General features: G+C 32.9%; 19 protein-coding genes. 10 read left to right on the top strand and 9 right to left on the bottom strand.

Features of this window, described 5'->3' with window-relative positions:
- Window positions 1–157: 157 nt before the first annotated feature.
- The 4 genes from ACN4EE_RS02565 (at window position 158) to ACN4EE_RS02550 (ending at window position 2,051) form a co-directional block, all read left to right on the top strand.
- Entirely contained in the window at window positions 158–688 is a 531-nt protein-coding gene (locus ACN4EE_RS02565) for a P-loop NTPase family protein (RefSeq protein WP_431704832.1), read from the top strand.
- A gap of 42 nt (window positions 689–730) precedes the next feature.
- Window positions 731–1,348: a GUN4 domain-containing protein gene (locus ACN4EE_RS02560; RefSeq protein ID WP_431704831.1), complete on the top strand. Its 618-nt coding sequence runs from the start codon at window positions 731–733 to the stop codon at window positions 1,346–1,348.
- A 122-nt stretch (window positions 1,349–1,470) separates the two neighbouring features.
- A complete protein-coding gene (locus ACN4EE_RS02555; protein WP_431704830.1) occupies window positions 1,471–1,716 on the top strand; it encodes a hypothetical protein in 246 nt (81 codons plus the stop codon).
- A gap of 5 nt (window positions 1,717–1,721) precedes the next feature.
- Entirely contained in the window at window positions 1,722–2,051 is a 330-nt protein-coding gene (locus ACN4EE_RS02550; protein ID WP_431704829.1) for a type II toxin-antitoxin system RelE/ParE family toxin, read from the top strand.
- Here ACN4EE_RS02550 and uvrA read toward each other — a convergent pair.
- The 7 genes from uvrA to ACN4EE_RS02515 form a co-directional block, all read right to left on the bottom strand.
- A complete protein-coding gene (uvrA, locus tag ACN4EE_RS02545; protein ID WP_431704828.1) occupies window positions 2,048–4,885 on the bottom strand; it encodes an excinuclease ABC subunit UvrA in 2,838 nt (945 codons plus the stop codon). The two genes, ACN4EE_RS02550 and uvrA, sit on opposite strands and share 4 nt — an antisense overlap.
- A gap of 70 nt (window positions 4,886–4,955) precedes the next feature.
- A complete protein-coding gene (locus ACN4EE_RS02540) occupies window positions 4,956–7,001 on the bottom strand; it encodes a DUF262 domain-containing protein (RefSeq protein WP_431704827.1) in 2,046 nt (681 codons plus the stop codon).
- Window positions 7,002–7,124: 123 nt separating this feature from the next.
- Window positions 7,125–7,772 (bottom strand): DUF4335 domain-containing protein, encoded by a 648-nt coding sequence (locus ACN4EE_RS02535; protein WP_431704826.1) that lies wholly within the window; start codon window positions 7,770–7,772, stop codon window positions 7,125–7,127.
- Between the two features lie 217 nt (window positions 7,773–7,989).
- A complete protein-coding gene (locus ACN4EE_RS02530; RefSeq protein WP_431704825.1) occupies window positions 7,990–8,631 on the bottom strand; it encodes a DUF3038 domain-containing protein in 642 nt (213 codons plus the stop codon).
- A gap of 162 nt (window positions 8,632–8,793) precedes the next feature.
- Window positions 8,794–9,117, bottom strand: coding sequence for a phasin family protein (locus ACN4EE_RS02525; protein ID WP_431704824.1), 324 nt, complete (start codon window positions 9,115–9,117; stop codon window positions 8,794–8,796).
- 61 nt (window positions 9,118–9,178) lie between these two features.
- Window positions 9,179–10,204 (bottom strand): hypothetical protein, encoded by a 1,026-nt coding sequence (locus ACN4EE_RS02520; RefSeq protein ID WP_431704823.1) that lies wholly within the window; start codon window positions 10,202–10,204, stop codon window positions 9,179–9,181.
- A gap of 307 nt (window positions 10,205–10,511) precedes the next feature.
- Window positions 10,512–13,028, bottom strand: coding sequence for a DNA gyrase/topoisomerase IV subunit A (locus ACN4EE_RS02515; protein WP_431704822.1), 2,517 nt, complete (start codon window positions 13,026–13,028; stop codon window positions 10,512–10,514).
- Between the two features lie 400 nt (window positions 13,029–13,428).
- Here ACN4EE_RS02515 and ACN4EE_RS02510 point away from each other — a divergent pair, with 400 nt between their 5' ends.
- The 5 genes from ACN4EE_RS02510 to ACN4EE_RS02490 all read left to right on the top strand — a co-directional run bounded on the left by ACN4EE_RS02510 (window position 13,429) and on the right by ACN4EE_RS02490 (window position 19,243).
- The gene (locus ACN4EE_RS02510) at window positions 13,429–13,929 is read left to right on the top strand and encodes a PAS domain S-box protein (protein ID WP_431704821.1); all 501 of its coding nucleotides are present in this window, start codon (window positions 13,429–13,431) and stop codon (window positions 13,927–13,929) included.
- A 95-nt stretch (window positions 13,930–14,024) separates the two neighbouring features.
- Window positions 14,025–15,704 (top strand): ABC transporter permease, encoded by a 1,680-nt coding sequence (locus ACN4EE_RS02505; RefSeq protein ID WP_431704820.1) that lies wholly within the window; start codon window positions 14,025–14,027, stop codon window positions 15,702–15,704.
- Between the two features lie 473 nt (window positions 15,705–16,177).
- Window positions 16,178–16,498, top strand: a complete 321-nt coding sequence (locus ACN4EE_RS02500) for a phasin family protein (RefSeq protein ID WP_431704819.1) — start codon at window positions 16,178–16,180, stop codon at window positions 16,496–16,498.
- 109 nt (window positions 16,499–16,607) lie between these two features.
- A complete protein-coding gene (locus ACN4EE_RS02495) occupies window positions 16,608–17,621 on the top strand; it encodes an NAD-dependent epimerase (protein ID WP_431704818.1) in 1,014 nt (337 codons plus the stop codon).
- 182 nt (window positions 17,622–17,803) lie between these two features.
- On the top strand, window positions 17,804–19,243 hold the full coding sequence (locus ACN4EE_RS02490) for a DUF697 domain-containing protein (protein WP_431704817.1): 1,440 nt from the start codon (window positions 17,804–17,806) through the stop codon (window positions 19,241–19,243).
- Window positions 19,244–19,318: 75 nt separating this feature from the next.
- Here the strand turns inward: ACN4EE_RS02490 and dndE are convergent, their stop codons facing one another.
- Together dndE and ACN4EE_RS02480 are read right to left on the bottom strand one after the other, a co-directional pair.
- On the bottom strand, window positions 19,319–19,705 hold the full coding sequence (gene dndE / locus ACN4EE_RS02485) for a DNA sulfur modification protein DndE (RefSeq protein ID WP_431704816.1): 387 nt from the start codon (window positions 19,703–19,705) through the stop codon (window positions 19,319–19,321).
- Window positions 19,706–19,886: 181 nt separating this feature from the next.
- Window positions 19,887–20,870, bottom strand: a complete 984-nt coding sequence (locus ACN4EE_RS02480; RefSeq protein WP_431704815.1) for a succinate dehydrogenase/fumarate reductase iron-sulfur subunit — start codon at window positions 20,868–20,870, stop codon at window positions 19,887–19,889.
- Window positions 20,871–21,193: 323 nt separating this feature from the next.
- Here ACN4EE_RS02480 and ACN4EE_RS02475 point away from each other — a divergent pair, with 323 nt between their 5' ends.
- On the top strand, window positions 21,194–21,589 hold the full coding sequence (locus ACN4EE_RS02475) for an AbrB family transcriptional regulator (RefSeq protein WP_431704814.1): 396 nt from the start codon (window positions 21,194–21,196) through the stop codon (window positions 21,587–21,589).
- The last annotated feature ends 45 nt before the right edge of the window (window positions 21,590–21,634 follow it).

Genomic DNA, 21,634 nt, shown 5'->3' with positions numbered 1-21,634 from the left:
TTTTATACACTAACGACTGAAAATGTCATGTCATTCCGAGCGATAGCGAAGGAATCTCAAGTTATCCATTTTTGTTACAGATGTGTAAATCCTATTATTAATCATTGTCTAGTCTTCAATTATTATTAATGGTGGGCATTGCCCACTCTACTTGATTTTGAACAGCATAATTGTCATTATTGGTAATTCTAGTTCGGGTAAGTCCAGTTTAGCCTTAAGGTTAACACAAAAATTCCATTTAGCTCATCTCGATCTCGATACTTTAGCATGGGAAAATCAAGCTACTCCTATGCGTCGCCGTTTGTTTAATAGTATCCAAGATATTACGAATTTTATCGAATCATATAATAACTGCATTATTGAAGGTTGTTATGGAGATTTAATCACAGAAATTTTACCTTATATTTATCTGTTAATCTTCCTTAATCCTGATGTAAATACTTGTTTAAATAATGCTAAAAATAGGCTTTGGGAAAGTCACAAATATGATTCTTTAGAAGAACAAAATTCTAATTTACCATTGCTAGAGCAGTGGATTAAGGATTATTATATTCGTCAGGATGAGTTATCTTATTATTATCATCAGCAATTATTTAATTCTTTCTCTGGAAATAAGCTACAATTCGATCGAAATTGGGATGATAATTTATTAACAATAATTAGTAATTTTCTCGATCGAAATCATTAAAATAAAATAAGAACATTTACAGAATAAAAATCTTAAGATTTTATGACAGATACCAATAAAACAAACACTTCAGATAATGCCGATAAAGTAGATAACACAGAAACTAGACTGACAGAATTAGAAAATCAGGTATTGACATTAACTAATTTAGTTAATCAACTTCAAGGGCAAATTATTCTCTTACCCGATGTGGTTAGATATAGTCGGCTACAACAATTTTTGGAAAAAGGGGATTTTCGATCGGCTGACGAAGAAACCACTAAAATAATGTTAGAAGTAGCAGGAGAAAAAAGAGATACTTTAACACCTGATGATGTAGCAAAATATCCTTGTAACTCTTTGCGTGTAATTGATCAACTGTGGCAAAGATATAGTCAAGGAAAATTTGGTTTTAGTATGCAGTTGAAAGCCTATTACGAAGCAGGAGGAAGTATTGATACCATTAGAACACAAGATGTTAAGATTTTAGGAAAATTTGCCGATTCTATAGGATGGTTAAACGACAATCAAGAAACGAAATTCAATGATTATGACAATTGGGATTTTAGCTTATCCTCCCCCGAAGGATGTTTTCCAGCCCATTGGTGGAAATCCCCTTATGGTTTAAAGATGGTGACATTTTTCTTTTCTCGTTTAATTGCCTGTGAGTTAATTGATTAGGGGGTATCAGATATTAGGTTAAATTTAAGCTGTTAATTTAACCTAACACCTGCTACCTGATACCTGACACCTTTTTTTAGACATAATTTATCATACTCAAAGTAGAAGAACCAAAAATACTTATGACTATTACACTCAATCTGTCTCCAGAAATAGAGATACAACTAATTCAAAAGGCAACAAAAGAAGGTAAAGACATTTCAGAAATAGCCAGTGAAATTATTAGTCATGCCATAGAATTAGAATTACAAGACTATCAAGAAACTATTAAAGGTATTACTCAAGGATTAGAAGATTTTGAAAAAGGTAATTTTTCTTCTTTTGAAGATTTTACTAATGAGCAACGTCGCAAATATAATTTATCTTAGTAGTGATGGAATATAAAATAGACATTTCGAGTTTAGCGCAAAGTGAAGCAGATAAAGCATTTTTATTTATGCTAAAAGTTTCTTCCCCCGAAAATGCTCGTTACTGGTATGAAGGTTTATTAAAAGCTATATTTTCTTTATCTACAATGCCAAAAAGATGTGTTTTAGCAAGAGAAAATGATTATTTTTCTCAAGAAATTAGACAACTTATTTATGGAAAAGGGAAGAATTGCTATCGCATTTTATTTACAATTTTAGAAGATGATAAATCTCCTACTGTTCGGATTTTACATATTAGGCACGTCTCACAAATAACATTAGGTGAAATAAACTAATTCAAGAGTTTTTTGAGGTATTTTGCGAGGTAAGATTTTTTAGATTTAGCTATTTTTTCAGGTGTGCCAACGGCGACAATTTCTCCTCCTTTATTTCCGCCTTCTAAACCTAAATCGATAATCCAATCGGCACATTTTATCACATCTAAATTATGCTCGATAACCACGATCGAATTGCCTTTATCTGCCAATTTTTGTAAAACATTTAATAAGTGATGCACGTCATAAAAAGATAATCCTGTAGTTGGTTCGTCAATCAAGTATATGGTTTTCCCCGTAGCACGGCGAGACAACTCCGTAGCCAGTTTCACCCGTTGCGCCTCTCCCCCTGATAAAGTGGGCGCAGACTGCCCCAACTTAATATAAGTTAAACCAACATCGAGAAGGGTTTGGAGGCGATTTACCGCACGGGGGATATTTTCAAACACTTGCAAGGCTTCTTCTACCGTCATGTTTAAGACATCGGCGATCGAATATCCCTTATACTTAACTTGGAGAGTTTCCCTGTTATACCTTGCACCCTTACAAATATCACATTGTACATAGACATCAGGTAAGAAATTCATAGAAATTACGTTGACACCTTGACCGCTACAGGCTTCACATCTTCCTCCCTTGACGTTAAAAGAGAATCTCCCTGCTTTGTAGCCTCTGGCTTTGGCTTCGATGGTTTCTGTGAATAACTCCCGAATCACGTCAAAAACTCCCGTATAAGTGGCAGGATTCGATCGAGGAGTGCGCCCGATGGGGGATTGATCGATTACAATAACTTTATCTACCGCTTCTATGCCTTCCAATGCGTCTAAATCTTTGGGGAAGGGTACATTACGGCTAAGATGATGTTGGAGAGAAGGATATAATAACTCGTTAACGAGGGTGGATTTACCGCTACCAGATACCCCCGTGACACAGACAAATTTGCCGAGAGGTATCTCTACATCAAGATTTTGTAAGTTGTTGCGGTGACAGTTTTTGAGGGTTAAAAATTTGCCGTTGCCTTCCCTTCTGGTTTGCGGTATCTCGATTTTACGTCTTCCTGATAGATAAGCGCCCGTAAGAGATTTTTCGTTATTGAGGAGAGTTTGCAAGTCACCCTGACAAACAATTTCGCCACCGTGTACCCCTGCTTTTACCCCAATATCCACAATATGATCAGCAAACTTGATCGTATCCTCATCATGTTCTACAATAATTAAAGTATTGTCGAGTTCTCGTAATTTTTTTAAGGTTTCTAAAAGTCGATCGTTATCTCGTTGATGTAAACCAATACTAGGCTCATCTAAAACATACAACACTCCTGTTAAACCTGAACCTATTTGAGTAGCTAGTCTAATCCTTTGGGCTTCTCCTCCCGATAGTGTCATAGCGGTTCGATCGAGGGTAAGATAGTCTAAGCCTACATTGAGCAAAAATTGTAATCGATCGTTAATTTCTCGTAAAGCCAATTCGCCGATTTGGGCTTGTTTAGGCGTTAATTGAATATTCTGGATGCGGTTAACACATTCACCGATAGAGACGCTAGTTAAATCATAGATGGAATATTGCCCCAACTTTACGGCTAAGGCTTCGGGTTTCAGACGTTTACCGTGACAAACTTCACAGACTTGATACTCTAAATATTGCTCTAATTTTTGCTTGATAATATCAGAATTACTCTCTTGATAGGTTTTATCTAACATGGGAATAACACCACGATAATAACCGTATTGAATATTTTGAATTTCCTTATCGCCATATAAGATAATGTGTTGTTGTTGAGGGGTAAGACTCTCCCAAGAATCAGTAAGTTTAAATTTATACTCCTTGCTGACGTATTCAAGGAGAGAAAGATAATAGGGGTTGTCTTTTTCCGCCCAAGGAGCGATGGCACTAATAACAGGGGCATGGGGATCGGGTATGATTAAATGGGGAGAAAACTGCCTTAAACTACCCAACCCGTGACAAGACTCACAAGCGCCATAGGGAGAGTTAAAGGAGAAAAGACGGGGGGATAATTCTTCCATCACCGCTCCATGAGTAGGACAAGCGAATTTCTCAGAGAATACGAGATCCCCCCTCCCCCCCTTAGTAAGGGGGGTATCAACTCCTTCCCCCTTGTTTAAGGGGAACTGAGGGGGATCTTTTTCCTCTATAATCTCTACAATGGCGATACCATCAGCAATTTTCAGACAAGTAGAGAGGGAATCAGCTAACCTTTCTTGAAGATTTGGTTTAACGATGAGTCGATCGACCAAAACACTGATATTATGATGTTGTTGAGGTTTAAGTTCGATATTATCGGCTAATTCTCGAATTTCCTCATTAATTTTAACTCTGACGAAGCCTTGAGAGCGTAAACTAGATAATAATTGATGATGATTGCCTTTCTTTCCTCTGACAACGGGCGCTAATAAATGTATCTTGGTTTTTTCGGGTAAAGATAAAATTCGATCGATCATCTCATCGATCGTCTGAGGGGTGATAGAATGATCACAGTGTGGACAATGGGGATTTCCTGCTCTACCATAGAGTAATCGTAAATAATCGTAAATTTCAGTAACAGTACCTACCGTCGATCGAGGATTATGGGAAGTGGACTTTTGATCGATCGAAATAGCAGGGGATAAACCTTCTATACTATCAACATCAGGCTTATCTAATTGTCCTAAAAATTGTCTTGCGTAGGCACTCAATGATTCAACATAACGCCTTTGCCCTTCAGCGAAAATAGTATCAAAAGCGAGGGAGGATTTACCACTACCCGAAACCCCTGTAAAGACAATTAATTTATTGCGGGGTAAGTCTAAATCGATATTTTTTAAGTTATGTTGCCTAGCGCCACGAATACGAATCATTGTTAAAATTATAATTAAAGGTAAGAAAAATTTAGAAAGTTGATGGTGTTTTATTGATTAATAATTAACTTTACTCTGCATATTTGATTATTAATTCATCTTCTAAATTAAATAATGATAAAGCATATCTTATTTTATCAAATTTTCCATTACTATCGATATTAGCTTCAATATAAAAATTATTACTGATGGAAGTTGCTTGTCTCAATAAATGCTTATGTTTTTCGTCTTTTAACATAATTTTTTCTCCTAATTCCGTATTAAAAAAGATTTCTGGTTTGAGGTTAAATAGTCTTGTAAAAATTTCTTTATAAAGTTTAGCTATTTCTTTTACTTCTATTTTTTGATCACAAAATATAGCATACTCTAGTTTTTTTCCTTTTGGTTCATCGGCATCAAAAATATTAATTTCTTCCCCTTCATCTTCCCTAAGATTAATAACAGGATAACTCCAAATTTTTAAGAATCTTTTTGCTAACCACTGAAAACGCTTTTCTATTTCGTTTTTATCCCATTTATCTAAGTCAGCGAGATATTTATTCAGGCTAAAACTACTTTTTTTATAGCCAAATTCTGGTAAATCTCTTTTCTCTAAAAAAGGCTTATTTTTTAATTGATTATTCACCCCTGATAAGGTTAAATTAGCTATTGTATGGAGATAGTTATTTTTAATAAAATTATATTCTTCTTTTCCTAAATCTTTTAACCATTTTTCATCAGGATTTTGCGGAAAAATATGCTCGATCGTAATTTTACTATCCAGAATCACAGGTTCAAAATTTTGATAATTTTCTAGTCTTTCTAGTAAATAAAGACGATTTTTTGATTGTATATTATAAACATTTTTATATTTTAAAGCCTCTAAAACTTCTTCATCAGTAGGAAATTTTTGACTACCTTTTTTCTGTATAATAATTTTTTGTAAGGATAATAAGTAATTATTTGTGTCTATTTTTTCATATAAATTCATGAAAATTTTATTTAAACCCTGAGTACTTAAACCGACAATAAATCTACGCCAAACAAAGGATTGAATCAGTAACAGAATTTGGATAAAAGTTTGTTTATCGATAATGTTATTATCAAAATCACAATAAACCTGCATTAAAAAAGGATACGCTACATTGATTTCAATTCGATCGATATATTCTAATTCTCTTTTTATATCTGGATCATTTTCACGATGAGGATTAATTAGTTTATGATAATATTTAGCTAAAGTTTTAATTTTTGATAATATTGATTCTAAATTATTTTTAGTAGGATATTTCTTCTTAAATTCTTCATAAACTTTATTTTTAGTAGGAATATTTTGCTCTGTTAAAGTTAAATAATCTCGAATAAAATCCGATACTTTACTAACATTAGTAATTTCATCTCTAGCTAAATTTTCAATAATAACCCAATAATCTTGATAAATTTTTTGTTGTTCTTCTGGTTTTAAATCCATTAAAATATAGTTTCTAATTAAATCAGCTTGAGATAAATCTAAACCAGTAGAATTAAGACTTTCAAAGATTCTTTGCGGATCATCTTTTCCTCTTTCTAAGGAAATTTCTACAAAAATTAATTTCTCTAAACCATTTAAAATTACCTCGTAATTATCTTGATTAATTCTACTTTGAAAATAGATAAAATTATCAATTATTCTTGAGTATTGATTAAATTCTTCCTGTGCATCATTCCTAATCAAATATTGTAAAGCCGAAGCATTATTATCTGTTAATTTTAATTTAATTCTATATTTTTCTTCTTTAAGATGCTTATTTATAAGATAAGTTTCCAGAATCTCATTTGCTTTATCATTATCATTAATATTTTGTGCTAATTGATAAATTGCTAAATAAATTAAAGTTAATGTTGTTAAACGTTGTTGCCCATCAATTATCGTTAATTCTTTAACAGTATTAGAGGTGTATAAGTCATCATGAATAAAGACAATACTACCAATAAAGTGGGCGTTAATATTCCCATTTTCTGCTACTTCTAAAATATCATTTAATAACTGTTGACATTGAGGAATTGACCAGTCATAATTTCTTTGATAAACAGGTATCACAAATTGGATTTTATTAAGCTCTAAAAATTGATTAATTTTTGTTTCGTTAGCTTTCATATTAATTGAAAATTTACATCTAGCTCAAAATACTAAAAAAGTTATTAATAAAGACAGAAATGATAGTATTTTATTTTGTTTTTTGCACAACAAATTATCAATGATACTTAGTGGAATCAATAATTATTCTTGATTATTAACGGGGGGTATCACTTCTATATTGTTAGGAGTTGGTTTTGGTTCTTCGTTAGGGTCTTTAACTGTGGTAGGATTGGGTATGAGAAATAAGACGATGGTGGCTAAAGCTAAACCTGTAAGCCCCAGTGTTATGGGCGTACTTTGTTCCACGATCGAAATTTCCCCTTGACGATGACGACTAGAGAGGGGCTTTACTGTATCTTCTAGTTGGGGTAAAGTATATTGATCAGAGTATAATTGATCGATCGTATCTAATAAGTCGAATAGTTGAATGGTACTTAATTCTATCTCTAATTGATTAGCTGTATCTTCTTTTTTTTCCTGCCAAGTCAAAAGATGACGATTTTTTTCGGGTAATTTACGCAAGGAAATATAATCAGTCTCCTCTTTTAATTCTACTTTATGAGTTAAACCGCTTAACAATTCCTGAGAATAACCACTAACAGCAGTCATCAAATTTTGCATAAAAGTTAAACCACCACTTAAAATAGTACCATCGTTAACTATTTGACATTTTGCCTGAGTTAAAACTGACATGACGGGAGTTAATTCATTACTATTATCATCACTAAAACCCTGTAATGATAGCACACAGTTAGGGGAAATATATTGTCGTTCGATCGTTTGACTCATAATAGCAAGAGAATTAAGAATTAAGAATTGAGAATTAAGAATTAAGAATAGTTTGAGTTGTTAATTAATAACCCACCATGTAATAAATTACATGGCTAATAGCTACCGTCTGCTAAAGCGACTATCCATTTATTACTCATTACTCATTACTCATTACTCATTATTCATTATTCATTATTCATTCCTCATTCCCCATTATCTATATCTTGTGAGAAATTTATTTAACTTCACCGTCAAAAAGACTAATCCAAAATCTTTCTTTACCCCTAACCCCCGTACAAAATAATAATTCTTCTAATAAAGATAAAGCTAATTCGTTTAATTGTTCTGGAGATGATAGATAAACAGATACTTTTGCCCTACGGGGATTCATTCTACTCTTAAAATGAGCTTGAAATCTGGTAAAATATTCTGAAAGACGAAAGTTATTTTCTAGGGGCATTCCTTTATCTTTCATTTGCTGTACAGATACGAGAAGTTGTCGTAAAGGAATGGTAAATTTTTTGGCACATTCGGCGGTAATAAATACCATCGTTTTAGCTTGGGTTAAAGTCAAAGACTCTCTGGAGTAACATTTTCGCCAAGGATTGCTACAACGTAACCGCCATAAACTAAGACGGTTTTTGATAATATTCTTTAATCCTAATTCCGATGCCGTAGCTAACATATATTCTGAGCCTCCTAACTGTAAGGCTTCCAATGCCAATAACAATAAATCCAGATGTTGCTGTAATCGCATCATGCCACTGGTGGAAGGTAAGGGAAAATCTGGCAGTGTCATCAGAATGGAAGGTTGTGATTTATTTTCAGTAGTTAATTCAGAGTTAGAGTCAGGCATTAAAGAGGCAGATTGAATCATCAGGAAATAATTGAGAATTGAAAGTTGTTACTGCATTCCATAGTTAATGATGAAATCATAACAAAAATGTTCAATTTCACCATCAAAAATTAGCTACAGTAAAAAACCATACCTTATTATACAATTCCTTGTCAAAACCAAAAACTAGATTGATTTAACTAACTATCGCCATAATTTATTCTCTAAATCCCGAATTTGACGCTCTAATCGATCGATTCTACCACGCAATTCATCAACTTCAGACTGACGAGGCACACCTAAATCCTGTAAAATATTGCGAATTTGACGCTCCATTTGACTTTGAATATTACCTTGATCAGACTGAATTTTTTGCAGTAAATCATCTACAATACCTTTAGCTTGATCTGGGTTTATTTTACCCTCTTTTACCCATTGATCACTCGCTTCTTTAATTTTTTCCGCCGCTAAAGATGTTGTGCCGACTCCTAACATTAATAATTGTTTAAGCCAATCGTTATTATCCATATTTTTATCAATCAATATTGTAGAAAACTAAATTTTAAACTCTCCATTCTTCATTGCAAAATTATGAACTTTTTTCAAGATGATTCTGATATTTCTCGTAAATATTTAAACCGGGTATCTCCTCTGTGAAAATAGACGGTTGTTTATATTCGGAAAATGGATACTCTTGACGAATGGTAATTAAAGGATTATAGTATCTTTCCCATTCTTTTAACAATCCTAATAATTGCTGAAACTGCCCGTAGGATTTTTGATGTCTGTTTCTTAAGGCAATGTACTGTAACATTAAAGCATAAGTTTCTGGTTTATTTTTTGTCGTCGGTACTTGTATAATTTGTCCTAACTTTAAAAATATTTCGGCGTTTAACTGCACTACTACCATAAACTCTTTGATACTCTCTAAATTTTTGTCATAAAAAGTATCTGCAATTTCGGAAACGGTACGCAATAAAGCAAAGTTACTCAAATCGTATTGTTTAAAGAGGAAAAGAAGTTTTAACCCCAGTTTATCTTTACAAACAATGTCTAATTGATTAACGTAAGATTGAATTGCCGCCTTTCCTTCGTCAGTTTTAATTTTCGGAATAATATCGTTTAACTGACGTTGTACCAACTCTTGAAACTCACTAACTGACAAGTCTTGTTGTAGATATTCATAAACATATTCATAAAATTCCTGTTGTGAATAACTACGATAACGAGTTTCTGTCGCTTCAATTTTCAAAAAACTTTCTTTAGTTTCTAAGGCAACCCTTAATAATTCAATACTATATTTTAACCCTTCATAAGTACCAGTATTAGATTCAAATTGACGATTTAAGTTTAAAAAATTCATAAATTCTCGACTGGTAAACTTTTCATTATCAACACTTTTGACTAATGCGGATATATTTTTTAGAGACTTAAGAGTATCCTTATATATGATTACTGTACTTTCTGGAATTTCTTGTTTACCGCTAACCACTCCATAGAGTAAAGATTGAAACCACGAAAAAAAAGATTGACTACCCCATAATGGACGATTATACCAAGGCAAGGCTTGATTCTCAATATTGCTAGAACTTTTGGTTTTGGTAGAATTTGTCATAATCAATAAACTTTATTACACAAGCTAATATGTTAAAATTAACTATAGTATTACACATTCTCCCAGAAAATAACCATTAAATTTATCTTAAAAAAACGATCGATAACAGGATAAAATAATTCTTTGTGTTTATCCCTTTGAAAAAATTCCCTATGAGATGGTGTAAAGTAACAAATTATCTGTTTTTAATTGAGATATTTTCACCCATTGTAGAGAATTTTGGGCAACCCAACCCCTAGCTTCGAGGGAAGCGCGAGGTTGAGTTCAATAGACAATTAACAATTAACAATTACTTACCGATCTTACCTTAATTTTCACTACTTGTCAACTGTCCCAACCAATTCAAACACAGAGTTATACTTTCTTCTGGAGATAATTTGACGATCGATTTTTCTCCATTTACACTTAGTTTATTAGCATCAATTAAATATTTATTATCCAGATTAGTTTTAGCGATAAGATGTTGACTATAATCGACAGAAAGGATAGACTGTAATCGATCGAGCTTATCCTTAAAACGAAAAACTTGAGAACCAAGTTGCCCTAAATTAACTTTACGAATAGTATTAATCGGGAGAATTTTACCATAACCCAACTGAGAAATTAAGGCAAGATTACTATTATTATTCACAGTCAAACAACCGATAATTTCTTCACCATATTTAAGTTTAATACCGACACTACCTTGCGCCGCTTTTCCCATAATTGAGATATTATCTTCGGTGATAGTATAACGTAACAGTCGCCCCACATTAGTAGCTACCGCCAACTCCTCACCATCATTGACAGGAAGAATATATTTTAAGCTATCTTGGGGTTTTAATTTGATAAGTTGAAAACCTCTGTTACCGATACCGTCTAACTCCTCCATACTTATCCTTTTTAAAAATCCCCCTTTGGTTAATAACAACAAACTCGATTTTTTCTCAGGATGCAGACATAAATAATTAATAGGTTGATGATTATTCTGCATGGCGCTATTCGACACCAGTTTTTCAATGGTTTGTTTAGTAGGAAAAAGAGGAATGTCGGCGGTAGAAAGAGGATAGGCTTTACCACTGTCGAAAAAAGCAATAATTTGCTCTTGTTTGCCGATTAATTCTTGATATACGATTAAATCGGTGGTTTTTTTCACCATAGGAGTCGTATCAATCTGGTTTTTTTCCTGCCAGTAAATCTTTCCTTTTGCGGTAATTTGTACCATTGCATCTTCCGATAATGGTTGATTAACTAAAGGTTGATTCGTTAACAGGGGTAATTCTTCTTGAGGAGATGGAGATTTTGAGGATTTCTTTTTCTCTGCTGTCACGGGAATCACCATCTTAGTATTTATTTTAGTGCGTCGATCGTCCCCAAATTTGCGCTTAAAGCTACGCAATTCTTTTTTTAGCGCTTTGAGTAACTCTTTTCTATCTCCTAACAACTCCTCTAATTGAGTGATACGAGTTTGCAATTGGGTGGCTTCCTCCTCGATTTTTTGTTTTTCTAACCCCGTAATGCGTCTTAAAGGCATAGATAAAATCGAATTAGCTTGAGATTCACTGATTTTTAATCTTTCTTGAAGAGTATTTTTTGCCGTTGTACCATCCGCCGAATTAGCTAAAATTTCTATTACTTTTTTCAGTTGTTTTAAGGCGATTAATAAACCTTCTAATAAATGCAGTTTCTCTTTTTTTTCTGTTAACTCATACCGATATTGTCTAGTTAAGGTAATTTCTCTAAAGCTCAAAAATTCCTTTAACATTTCTTTTAAGGATAATTGACAGGGTTTATTATTAACTAAACCAAGCATTATTACCCCAAAATTAGTTTGTAAAGCTGTTTGTTTATACAGTTGATTAAGAATATGTTGAGGTTCACCATCTTTCTTTAATTCTATCACTACCCTAATGCCTTCTCGATCGCTTTCGTCTCGAATATCGGCAATATCGTTAATTTTTCCTGCGTTGACTAATTCGGCAACTTTTTCAATCCATGCGGCTTTGTTGACTTGAAAGGGTAACTCGGTGATGATAATAGCGGTTTTCTCTCGACTACGTTTCTTTGATGATTTTAATTGCTCAATGGTAGCGACACCGCGCACAGGAATTAGCCCTTTTCCCGTCAAATATGCCTCTTTTATGCCATTTTGGTCAATAATCTCCCCTGCGGTGGGAAAATCTGGTCCCGGCACTAATTTTAACAGTTTTTCGTCACTTAACTCAGGCTCATCGATTAAGGCTATTAAAGCATCGACTATTTCGTTTAAGTTATGAGGAGGGATATTAGTTGCCATGCCTACCGCAATACCTGAGCATCCATTTAACAACAGTATAGGTAGTTTCGCAGGTAAAACAACGGGTTCTTGATTGGAGTTGTCAAAATTACTGGTAAAGTCAACGGTGGAGTCGTTAACATCCTCTAACATAGTTTCGTAGGAAATACCAGACAACCTACTTTCAGTATAACGCATGGCGGCGGCAGGATCATTGTCCACACTACCAAAGTTTCCATGCCCTGACAAGAGGGGATAACGACTAGAAAAATCCTGTACCAAGCGTACCATAGCATCATATACCGCTTGATCTCCGTGGGGGTGATATTTTCCTAACACATCCCCTACCACTCTAGCACACTTTCTAAAGGGTCGATCGGGACTCAATCCTAATTCATACATAGCATACAAAATGCGCCTATGCACTGGTTTTAAGCCGTCTCTCACATCTGGCAAGGCTCGTCCTACTATAACACTCATGGCGTATTCTAAGTACGATCGTTCCATTTCCAAATGTAGTGCAGTGGGGATAATATTACCTTCGCTTAATAAATTTAATTGCTGTGCCATGAGTATTTTTACTTAATCCTTATAAAGTAAACGAGTTAGCGTACTTTTTAGAGATTAGCAAAGAAGTTGCACAATGGACAATTAAGAATTGAGAATTAAGAATTGTCATTAATCGAAAAGGGTGTCAGGTATCAGGTTAAATTCAAACTGTTAATTTATAACAATTACATTTTTAAAATAATCAAAGCTATAGATGATAAAGTTTATATTAATTATTTTCTATTAATTTTACATAACTACTGTAGAAGAGCCATAAAAATATAATATAGCAATCAGGAATCAATCATGAGAATACAATCCCCCCTAACGCTTTTAAATAAAGGGAAACTTAGTTTAAATTTCTCAGAAATGATTTAGGATTGCTATAGTCGTAAAAATAAGAAAATATTTTATAAAAATTATGTTAGAAAGTAGCCAAAATCATTTATATAAATTGTTATGGGAATACGATCCTAATGCACTGATTGCGATCGATTCTAACTTTATAATAAAATTAGTCAATCCATCATTTTGTCAACTGTTTCAAGTAGAAAATGATACCATAATTGGACATCTCGCAATAGATATATTAGGAGATATTAGCCATATCAAAGAAGCATGGCAAAAAAAACAAGTAATTAAAAATAGAAATACTGAATATTTAAAGCAGAATATTATTGTCAAAGAATTTATTTTTCCGATTATCGAAGAAAACTTTATTTTGTGCATTATGACGGATATAACAACAGAAATTTCTAAACAAAAAGAGTTAAAAGAAATGCAGGAAGAAATGATTATTAAGGTAAATAAAGTTGTTCATAATCAAATGAAAGTTGCCCAAGAAATAGCAGGTTTATTAGGAGAAACCACCGCAGAAACTAAGGTGACACTATTCAAACTTTTAGAACTTTTTAATAAATAACCCTCTATTTAAGAGGCGATCTATTATTATGGGAATATTAAAGATAAAATCCGTTAGGAGATAAGTGTTATATGTTATCCCAAAAGTATCTTCAGGTGCTGCATAATATTGGGGAATGGAATCCTCAACTATTTAGAGAAATTCAAGGAAGATTAAAACCAAAAACCATTTCGATCGTAACTTTAGCTAGTATTATCGGACAGTTTTTACTATTTGTCTATTTCAAAGGAATGCTAACCCTCAAAGAAGGTAACTATAGTCGTTATTGTACGGGAATTGTCGAAGGAAACTCTTATAATTCCTATGATATGTGTAATCTCGACTTGTGGGGAAATGTACAAATTATCAAAGAATTATGGTGGTTAGATTTATTTATCACCATGAGTATCATGGGGGTTTTTATTCTTTTAGTAGTCGGTTGTTATATGTTAATTGCCGATGTCTCCAAAGAAAATGCTAAAAATACATTAAATTTTATTCGTCTCACGCCTCAGTCAGCCATGACGATTTTCGGAGGCAAAATTTTAGGTGTACCAATTTTAGTTTATCTTTTTGGTATTTTAGCAGTACCCTTACACTCGATCGCAGGATTAAAAGCCAATATTTCATTCCCATTGATTCTCGCCTTTTATGGCTTATTAGCAGTAGCCTGTTTCTTCTTTTATAGTGCTAGTATCTTATTTAGCTTAGTTTCCACAGGATTAGGCAACTTTCAAGCATGGTTAGGAAGCATGGTAATATTCTTTTTCCTCTCTACCACCGTAGGAGTGATTATGAATTCACCGACTTTTAGTAACATGAGTTTTGATTGGTTACTGTTATTTAATCCCGTGATATTTTTACCCTATGTAGTCAAATCCACATTTCTTTCACCTCAAACCATTAACTATTTCTCCTTAAACGGTTTAAATAACCTTAGCTTTTATGGTAATTTTTGGTGGAAAAATGCCTTTTTTGGTTCACTATTTATTATTACTAATTATGCCATTTGGACATTTTGGTTATGGCAAGGAATAAAACGCCGTTTTCATAACCCTACCGATACAGTTATTTCCAAATACCATAGTTATCTTATCTCTGCTTGTTTTATTGTTTTCAATATGGGATTTACCTTACAGCAGATAAATTATGATAGACAAAACGAAAGTTTAATTGCTTTACAAGTATTTAATTTTTTCTTTTTCTTATTATTAATTCCTACCATTACTCCCCATCGTCAAACTTTACAGGATTGGGCACGTTATAGCCATGAAAATTCAGTTTCCTCCCGTAATAAAATGGCAGATTTATTATTAGGAGAAAAAAGTCCTTCTCCTCTATCTATCATTGTTAATGTTAGTATTGTCACCCTATACTTAATTCCTTCCGTGCTGATATTTTCCTACGGAGAAGATAAATTATCATACACCATTGGCTTTTTATTCTCTGGTATGATGATCATTATTTATGGGATCATATTTCAACTATTTTTAACCGTTAAAAATCAAAAGAGAAATTTGATTGCTTCTGCCTCGATTAGTAGTCTTATTTTTAGTCCTTTTTTAACCTTAATTATTTTAGGAGCAAAAGGTACAGAATATAATATTATTTGGTTATTTTCAGCATTTCCTTTAGTGGGTGTTGATTTAACTTATCCCTTAAGTATGTTGGGGGTTTTCTTAACTCAAGCTATGATTATTATTACCTCAAATTATCAACTTAAAAGAGTCTTAAATAAAGCAGGAATCTCAGAAACAAAAGCCTTATTAAACGATCGAGTATCGAGTTTAAGCTAAATAGCAATTTTGGCTCTCTTACTTTGAGTATGATAAATTAATCGAAAAGGGTATCAGGTATCAGGTGTTAGGTTAAATTAAAACTGTAAATTTATAACATCTGCATTTTTAAAATCTTAAACCTATTATATATCAAAACTTTTAGCGATTATTTACTACTAAAATATCATAACTACTGTAGAAGAGTCATTCTTCTTACTCCTCACCTTTTCCTCATGGAAAGAAAGATGAGCTAGATAGTGCCGAACCGGGGGATATTTGTTAGACTTTTAGATAAGTAGATAGGCAAATTAATTGTATGTTTACTTTGTGAAAGGCAAAAGGCAAAAGGCATAGGCAACAAAGATTATGGGTTATTTCCATTAATTTTAAAATATACAATCTATTTTGCTTTAGCTTCTTAAAGTAAAATATTGGGTTAAAACCTGTTTGGATTCATCATACAAAAAATATATTGAATAGGTAGTATCTTTATGGCAGAGTCAGAAAATTTGTTACAAAAAGCCTTTTATTTAGGTGTGGGTATCGCTAGTTATGCCGTAGAAAAAGCTAATGATAAATTTCAAGAATTAAAACAACAAGCTGAAAAAATTGCCTTTACCCCTGATTTTCCGCAACAGTTGCAAAAAATGGCGGATGACATGGTAAACAAAGGAAAAATGACAGCAGAAGAAGCTCGTACTTTTGTAGATGAAATGCTCAAACAACAAAATCAGAATCTAAAAAATGATACGCCTAATCAACCTTCTCAACCACGCCCCATTGAAATTATTACCGATGAAGATGATAATTAGCTTCGATCTGTGGCAAAATCTATAGCAATTAATCAAGGCAGTAAAAACAATCATAACTTTTTTCATGCCTTCTTTTGTCTATGGCTTTAACTTTCATTTATAATCATCCATGAAGAACATATTAGTAACAGGATCAGCAGGATTTGTCGGTTTTCATCTATGTCAAAGGCTTTTATCGAGGGGCGATCGAATTATTGGAATAGACAACATTAATAGCTATTATGATGTTTCCCTGAAAGAAGGGAGGTTAAATTTACTCAAAAACGAAGATAACTTTACCTTTTATAAACTAGATTTGTCCGATCGAACAGGTATCGAAAAACTATTTCAAGAGCATCAATTTGACGTAGTAGTAAACCTTGCCGCCCAAGCGGGGGTAAGATATTCTTTAGAAAATCCCCATGCCTATATTGATAGTAATTTAGTGGGATTTACGAACATTTTAGAGTGTTGTCGTCATAATCAAGTCAAACATCTGGTGTTTGCTTCCTCTAGCTCCGTTTATGGCTCAAATACAAAAATTCCCTTTTCTACTCACGATAATGTAGATCATCCTGTCAGTCTTTATGCGGCGACAAAAAAAGCCAATGAGTTAATGGCGCATACCTACAGTCATTTATATAAATTACCCTGTACTGGATTGAGATTTTTTACAGTGTATGGTCCTTGGGGGCGCCCTGATATGGCATACTTTTTGTTCACTAAAGCTATTTTAGAAAAACGTCCCATCAATGTTTTTAATTTCGGCAAAATGCAAAGAGACTTCACCTATATTGATGACATTATTGAAGGAGTAACAAGGGTAATTGATAGGATACCAGAACCTAACCCCCATTGGTCGGGGCAAAATCCCGATCCGAGTACTAGCAATGCTCCCTATAAAATTTATAATATAGGCAATAATCAACCCGTTGAGTTAATTAAGTTCATTGAAACTTTAGAGGATTGTCTTGGTATTAAAGCCGAGAAAAACTTTTTACCCATGCAACCGGGAGATGTACCTCAAACCTACGCTGATGTGAATGATTTAGTTCAAGATGTCGGTTTTAAACCCAATACCTCGATCGAACTAGGCATCCAACGCTTTGTGGAATGGTATCGTAGTTATTATAATGTCGGTTAACTATCGTTATAACTAGACATTGCTGAAAAAATATTTTGGTGAAGGTAGGGAATAGGGAATAGTTTTGGAGTTATTAACCTGATATTAGCTAGAAAGCATTTAAGTTTCACTTTTCACCAAAGACGATCTAGGAGTATGATAAGTAAGTAAGTGTTTTTCTGTTGCTATGGATGATCCCCATTATGACTATCTCAATTAAAAAACCCATTTTAGTAGTTGGTGTTACCCTTTCTTTTTTGTTATGGATAGGAGAAAATCTCAAAAATTCTCTTGATGAAGTGGGCAACTTTACTCTTTTTGTTTTCGTTTTAGTCGGTAGTTTGTGGTTATTTTGGCAACGGAAAAAAACACCATTACTTAAACCTAATGTTCGTTTATCTTCTGTTTCTAGGGAAGATTTCGATCGAACTATTCTCAAAGTCAAAAACTTATTAAAAAATCTTATCAGTGAATCTTCTCAAGAGTTAGCTAGTGTATTTCAAGACAAATTTAGTCACGTCATTGAAACCGTAGAGAAAAACAGTATTAAAACTCCCTTAGATTTGACGATAATTAGTCAAAATAAGATTATAGCACCTATTTTAATTAGTAATTTAAAACAGAATTTTGGCGATAATATTTTAGGTTCGATCGAGCCTAATCTGTTAAATTATAATCAAGAAATAAATAATAATCTTGAAGTTGATACAAAAAATTTATCCTTAAAATCTGATTTAGTTTTATTTGTTATTCAGGGAGATATAACCGAATCAGAAAAACAAATTATCGAAAAGATTAATTATCATCAAAGAATCTTGGTTTTATTTAATGATATAGATTACCCCATAGCCGAAGAAAAAGCACTTATTTTTACGAATATTCAAAACAAACTAAAAGGTATTATTAATTCAGAATTTATTATTAAAATATCTCCTCAAACGAAAAAAGTTAAGGTGAAAAAATATCTTGATGAAGTCAACTATCAGGAATGGGAAGAAGTGACTCAAGGAGATTATCAAAGTTTATGGGATACCTTAAAAATAATGGTGAAAAATGAAAAAGAAAACCTCATTTTAGCTACTGCCTATCGTAACTCGATCGAGCTAGAAAAAACCATTAGAAAAGAATTAAATATAATCAGAAAAGAAAAGGCTTTACCCTTATTAGAAAAATATCAAATCATCGCTGCCACAGCAACTTTTGCCAATCCTGTTTCTAGTTTAGACTTATTAGCAACGGCGGCAATTAATACGCAAATGATTATTGATTTAAGCAGTATTTATCAACAGTCATTATCTGTCAATCAAGCCAAAGAAATCTCGATCGAAATAGCGAAATTAATGGTTAAATTAGGTATAGTAGAAATCTCCAGTCAAGCCATTACAACCATTTTAAAAACTAATGCCGTTACCTTTATTGCAGGAGGAATAATTCAAGGTATTAGTGCGGCTTATTTAACTCGTCTTTGTGGTTTAAGTTTAATAGCATATTATGAAGTAGTAGAATTAACTGAAAATGACGCTATCAATTTAAAAATTATCAAAGAAAAATTACAGCTAATTTTCCAACAAAATAAAGATAATAATTTCCTGACTAAATTTGTGGAAAAAATTTCCCTTAGCGGAAAATTCAAAGTAGCTTAATTTTGTCTTACAACGTCCAATCTTCTCTTATTAAAATACTTGACAACATCTGATAATCCTTATTAGGATCGAAGTTTAATGCTTAATTTCTAATTCTAATAAATCTTCTAGTTTTGTTAAATTAGGATTGCCTACTAAATATCCGATACCTCGATGAAGATGTAATCTAAATTGCTCGTTAAGGGTTTCAGGGTCTGTATCAAAGCCATCTTGGACACATCTATATTTTAAGAGAAGAAAAAGAATGTCCGCTAAATCACCGCCAAAGGTTTGCCAACTCATTTCTAAGTTACTGTCAGCAGGTACAGGATAGGGGGCTGGTTTATGGACTTCTGCCAACGATCGACAAAATGCCCAACGACATAATACATTCCAGTTTTCAATTTTTGTAATTCTTTTGAGTTTGACTAATTGATCTTTTCCTTTTTTCGATAATTTGATTCTTTCTATAGTTGATGACATTTTTATAATTAGGAATGAGAAGTAAGAAGTAAGAAGTAAGAAGTAAGAAGTAAGAAGTAAGAAGTAAGAAGTAAGAAGTAAGAAGTAAGAAGTAAGAAGTAAGAAGTAAGAAGTAAGAAGTAAGAAGTAAGAATTAAGAATAAGAAGTAGTTATAGGAGATAAATCAATATTCATTATCCATTATTCACTATCTTGAACGGCAGAAATGATCGATCGAACCTCCGCAACACCTTCTGAGGGTTCAAAAGAGAAGGGAAATTTACCCGAAGATAATAACTTTAATCCTAAAGGCATAATGCTTAATAAGCCCTTAATATCTCGAAAATAATTGCCCATTACCATTAAACCAAATTTACGTTCGTCAATCCAACCGCCATCTTTGACTAAATCGATTAAAACCTTACGATGACGCACTGCACGACTATCATCATTAATATCGGTTTTCGCTAAGATTTCCCCCTTAATTTTACTAATTTGATCTAATGGGGCAACATCCATCGGGCAAACTTCATTGCACATAAAACAACGAGTACAACCCCATACTCCTCGATCGATATTATTATATTCTTCTAATCTTTTTTGAGAATTGTCATCCCGTGAATCTGTCAACAAACGATAACTTTTTGCTAAAGCATGAGGACCCACAAATTGTTCATTAATTTCTTTTGCATTGCATTCAGAATAACACGCACCACACATGATGCAATTTCCTGTTTGTTCTAATAATTTTCTTTCTTGAGGACTTTGTAAAAACTCTTTTTCGGGTATATTTCTGGCATTAGTGCTAATATAAGGTTCGATCGATTCTAAATCTTGCCAAAAATTATTCATATCCACCACTAAATCTTTAATTACGGGTAAATTATTGAGAGGAGAAATAACAATTTCAGGGATGGATTTTTCTGTATTAGCATTAATTTTTTTTAATTCCCCCTCCACATTTTCTTTACAGGCTAAACTCGATCGACCATTAATTCTCATGGCACAACTACCACAGATAGTATTGCGACAATTTTTACGAAAAGTCAAAGTACCATCTATTTCCCATTTAATTTTATTCAAACAATCTAAAATGGTATTGCTAGGGTTCACATCTAAGGTAAAAGACTGAAAATGAGCGGATAAATTATCTTGTTGACGGAGAATTTTAAAGGAGACTTTCATGATAAGTTCGTTAATTATTTATCAAATTATTTATATTGTCATGGGTTTATTTATCACTGACAAGGAAAAAATGCTTAAATTTTGTAAAATCAGATAATTTATCTCATTATTTTATCTTGATACTATTATTTAACGATAAAACTAGAAAAATAACAATATTCCACTATTTTTTTTTTGAGCAATGTTGATAAAAACTCAACTTACTAGGGTATATTAATAATAATGAACAAATTTTTTTGTTGAAAAAGATGATTTAATGATCTTTTTTTGTTATGATAAATTATCGTAAGAAATAAAATAAGAATAAAGGTAAAAAATAAAATATGAGTGCAGAAACACCAACTCCATTAGTAGGAAAACCCTTATTACAAAAAGTAAAAGAGTTATCCGACATTCCCCGTCGTCAAAGGGCAAAAGCCTGTGGTTATTATAGCCTAGGTAAAAATGGCAAAGAAAGAGTGAATTTGACGGAATTTTATGATGCTGTATTAGCCGCAAAAGGTGTACCTCTCGATCCTGAAAGAACTAAAGATGGACGAGGAAGAGAAGCTACTTTTCGTGTCAGTGTTCATCGTAATGGTCAAATTGTCATCGGTTCTAGTTATACTCAAAAAATGGGATTACTACCGGGGGATGAGTTTGAAATTAAATTAGGCTATAAACATATTCACCTAAGACAAGTAGGAGAAGAAGGAAACGATTTTGATGATGAAGAATAATTTTAAATATTGAAATTACTCAATGATAATCATTAAAAACGAACT

It is taken from the genome of Geminocystis sp. CENA526 (genome assembly GCF_050753365.1).
GTDB lineage: Bacteria > Cyanobacteriota > Cyanobacteriia > Cyanobacteriales > Cyanobacteriaceae > Geminocystis.
This window is presented reverse-complemented; position numbering and strand designations above follow the sequence as displayed.

Coding starts and splice junctions, on each gene's coding strand:
- ACN4EE_RS02560 (WP_431704831.1), top strand. CDS start 731: ATGACAGATACCAATAAAACAAACACTTCAGATAATGCCGATAAAGTA.
- ACN4EE_RS02555 (WP_431704830.1), top strand. CDS start 1,471: ATGACTATTACACTCAATCTGTCTCCAGAAATAGAGATACAACTAATT.
- ACN4EE_RS02550 (WP_431704829.1), top strand. CDS start 1,722: ATGGAATATAAAATAGACATTTCGAGTTTAGCGCAAAGTGAAGCAGAT.
- uvrA (WP_431704828.1), bottom strand. CDS start 4,885: ATGATTCGTATTCGTGGCGCTAGGCAACATAACTTAAAAAATATCGAT.
- ACN4EE_RS02540 (WP_431704827.1), bottom strand. CDS start 7,001: ATGAAAGCTAACGAAACAAAAATTAATCAATTTTTAGAGCTTAATAAA.
- ACN4EE_RS02535 (WP_431704826.1), bottom strand. CDS start 7,772: ATGAGTCAAACGATCGAACGACAATATATTTCCCCTAACTGTGTGCTA.
- ACN4EE_RS02530 (WP_431704825.1), bottom strand. CDS start 8,631: ATGATTCAATCTGCCTCTTTAATGCCTGACTCTAACTCTGAATTAACT.
- ACN4EE_RS02525 (WP_431704824.1), bottom strand. CDS start 9,117: ATGGATAATAACGATTGGCTTAAACAATTATTAATGTTAGGAGTCGGC.
- ACN4EE_RS02520 (WP_431704823.1), bottom strand. CDS start 10,204: ATGACAAATTCTACCAAAACCAAAAGTTCTAGCAATATTGAGAATCAA.
- ACN4EE_RS02515 (WP_431704822.1), bottom strand. CDS start 13,028: ATGGCACAGCAATTAAATTTATTAAGCGAAGGTAATATTATCCCCACT.
- ACN4EE_RS02510 (WP_431704821.1), top strand. CDS start 13,429: ATGTTAGAAAGTAGCCAAAATCATTTATATAAATTGTTATGGGAATAC.
- ACN4EE_RS02500 (WP_431704819.1), top strand. CDS start 16,178: ATGGCAGAGTCAGAAAATTTGTTACAAAAAGCCTTTTATTTAGGTGTG.
- ACN4EE_RS02495 (WP_431704818.1), top strand. CDS start 16,608: ATGAAGAACATATTAGTAACAGGATCAGCAGGATTTGTCGGTTTTCAT.
- ACN4EE_RS02490 (WP_431704817.1), top strand. CDS start 17,804: ATGACTATCTCAATTAAAAAACCCATTTTAGTAGTTGGTGTTACCCTT.
- dndE (WP_431704816.1), bottom strand. CDS start 19,705: ATGTCATCAACTATAGAAAGAATCAAATTATCGAAAAAAGGAAAAGAT.
- ACN4EE_RS02480 (WP_431704815.1), bottom strand. CDS start 20,870: ATGAAAGTCTCCTTTAAAATTCTCCGTCAACAAGATAATTTATCCGCT.
- ACN4EE_RS02475 (WP_431704814.1), top strand. CDS start 21,194: ATGAGTGCAGAAACACCAACTCCATTAGTAGGAAAACCCTTATTACAA.